Origin of the sequence: Massilia sp. CT11-108 (genome assembly GCF_047302915.1) — a bacterium.
Classification (GTDB): Bacteria; Pseudomonadota; Gammaproteobacteria; order Burkholderiales; family Burkholderiaceae_D; genus Telluria; species Telluria orientalis.
This window is the reverse complement of the sequence record NZ_JBKYMO010000636.1, coordinates 1-2,729: the sequence shown is the minus strand read 5'-3', so window position 1 is coordinate 2,729 and position 2,729 is coordinate 1. Positions and strand designations below refer to the sequence as shown.

The 2,729-nt window shown below is 70.4% G+C and carries 1 protein-coding gene; it reads left to right on the top strand.

The window, feature by feature from the left end; translation table 11 throughout:
• Window positions 1–2,729: MG2 domain-containing protein (locus ACEN88_RS28705; RefSeq protein ID WP_413345170.1), on the top strand; the 2,729-nt coding region annotated here is incomplete at both ends.

The following is a 2,729-nucleotide window of genomic DNA, read 5'->3' as shown; positions in this document are numbered from 1 at the left end:
GCACGTCGGCCGCGTGCACACGAACGGCGTCGCCATGCGCCTCGACGCCAGCCGCACGGCCGACGTGCTCACGTGGCTGCGCAAGGTCGCGGGGCCGCATGGCGGGCTGAATCCCAGCCAGCCGGAAGGCGATCAGCTGAAGGTGTCGATCTTCAAGGGCGCCAGGCCGGACGCGCTGCAGCGCTTCACGCTCCCGAAACCGCTCGGCCGGCGCGCGTTCGAAGTGATCGGCATCCCGCTGCGCCAGCCCGGCTTCTACGCGGTCGAACTGGAAAGCCCGCGCCTGGGCGCCGCGCTGAATCCGAAAGGCCGCAGGGCCTACGTGCGCAGCGCGGCCCTGGTCACGAATCTCGCCGCGCACTTCAAGCTCGGCGCGCAATCGTCGCTCGTGTGGGTGACGTCGCTCGACAAGGGCCAGCCCGTTGCGGGCGCCCGCGTGGAAGTGCGCGACTGCGGCGCGCGGCTGCTGTGGACCGGCACGAGCGACGCCGCCGGCATCGCGCGCATCCGCCAGGCGCTCCCGCGTGCGCGCTGCAAGGAAGGCGACAACTACGTCGTGACGGCCGCGCGCGGCGACGACTTCACGTTCACCCTGTCCGACTGGCAGCAGGGCATCGAGGCATGGCGTTTCAACCTGCCCACGGGCGGCCGCGACGAGGACAGCCGCATCGTCGCCACCGTATTCGACCGGACACTCTTGCGCGCCGGCGAAACCGTCCACATGAAGCACTACCTGCGCCGCCGCACGCAGCAGGGTTTTGCCTTCGTGCGCGCGAAGGATCCGGCGCCATCGGCGCTCCGCGACTGGCGCGCGCAGGAACTTGGCACGGACAAGACCGCGCTGCCGGCGCGCGGCTTCCTTGTCCACCAGGGCAGCGGCGAAAAGGTCGAATTCCCGCTGCGCTGGGACGCGAACGGCAGCGCCGAAGGCGAGTGGGCGATCCCGGCAGAAGCGAAGCTCGGCGGGTACGACGTGCTGATCGGCGGCCAGGTGGCGGGCGATTTCCGTGTCGAGCAATTCCGCGTGCCGACGATGAAGGCGCAACTGGCGGGACCGAAGCATCCCGCCGTGGCGCCGCGGGCCGTCACGCTCGATGCGCAGGTGAGCTATTTGTCCGGCGGCCCGGCGGGTCTCGCGCCGGTGAAATTGCGCAGCGTCGTGCAGGATACCGGCGTGCAGTTCGCCGACTACGACGAGTTCGCGCTGGGTGCGGGCGATGTGCGTGAGGGCGTCGTCGACCAAGGTAGCGAGGGCGAGGAAGAGACGGAATCGGAAGGCACGCCCGGCCAGGAAGTCGCGCGCACGCAGAGCCTGCAGCTCGACCGCGCGGGCGGCGCGCGCATCGTCGTCGACAAGCTGCCGGCGATCGAGCGCCCGAAAAGCCTGCTGGCGGAATTGTCGTACCAGGACGCCAACGGCGAGACCTTGACGGTCTCCACACGCGTGCCGCTGTGGCCATCCGCGTACGTCGTCGGCATCAAGCCCGATGGCTGGCTGCTGCGCCGCGATGCGCTGAAATTCCAGACCGTCGTGCTGGACGTCGCCGGCAAGCCGGTGGCGAACGTGCCGGTGACGGTCGACCTGCTCAAGCGCGCGACGTATTCGCACCGGCGCCGTCTCGTCGGCGGCTTTTACGCCTACGAGCACAGCGCCGAGATCAAGCGCATCGGCGAGGCGTGCAGCGGCACGACGGACACGCGCGGCCTGCTCGTGTGCGACGTGAAGGCGCCAGTCGACGGTGACCTGATCCTGCGCGCCCGAGCGACCGATCCGCAGCAACGCGTGGCGGCCACCCATCGCGAAGTCTACGTGGCGGGCGATGAGGAACAGTGGTTCGCGAACGCGGACCACGACCGCATCGACCTGCTGCCGGCGCAGAAGCGCTACGAGCCGGGCGAGCAGGCGCGCTTCCAGGTGCGCAGCCCGTTCCGCCGCGCGACCGTGCTCGTGACCGTCGAGCGCGAGGGCATCCTCGACACGTACGTGCGGCGCCTGTCCGGCCGCGACCAGACGATCTCGATTCCCGTGAAAGCGAGCTATGCGCCGAACGTGTTCGTGTCGGCCCTCGTCGTGCGCGGGCGCGTGGCGGGCGTGCAGCCGACGGCGCTCGTCGACTTGGGCAAGCCCGCCTATAAACTCGGGATCGCGCCGATCCGCGTGGGCTGGAAGGGGCACGAACTGAAGGTCGACGTCGCGGCCGACAAGCCGGTGTACAAGGTGCGCGAACGTGCGCAGGTGACCATCCGTGTGCGCGACCCGGACGGCACGCGGCCGGCGGCCGGCACGGAAGTCACCGTGGCCGCCGTCGATGCCGGCCTGCTGGAACTGATGCCCAACACGAGCTGGAATCTGCTCGAGACGATGATGCACGAACGCAGCCTGCAGGTGGAGACGTCGACGGCGCAGATGCAGGTCGTCGGCAAGCGCCACTTCGGCCGCAAGGCGTTCCCGCACGGCGGGGGCGGCGGCCGCGGCGCCGGGCGCGAACTGTTCGAGACGCTGCTGCTGTGGAAGGGCAAGGTCGTCCTCGATGCGAACGGCGAGGCGAAAGTCGACGTGCCGCTGAACGATTCGCTGACGTCGTTCCGCGTCGTCGCCGTGGCGAGCAGCGGCGCGGGCCGGTTCGGCACGGGCGGCACGGACATCCGCACGTCGCAGGACCTGATGCTCGTCTCCGGCCTGCCGCCGCAGGTGCGCGAAGGCGACCGCCTGCGCGCCGGGTTCACGC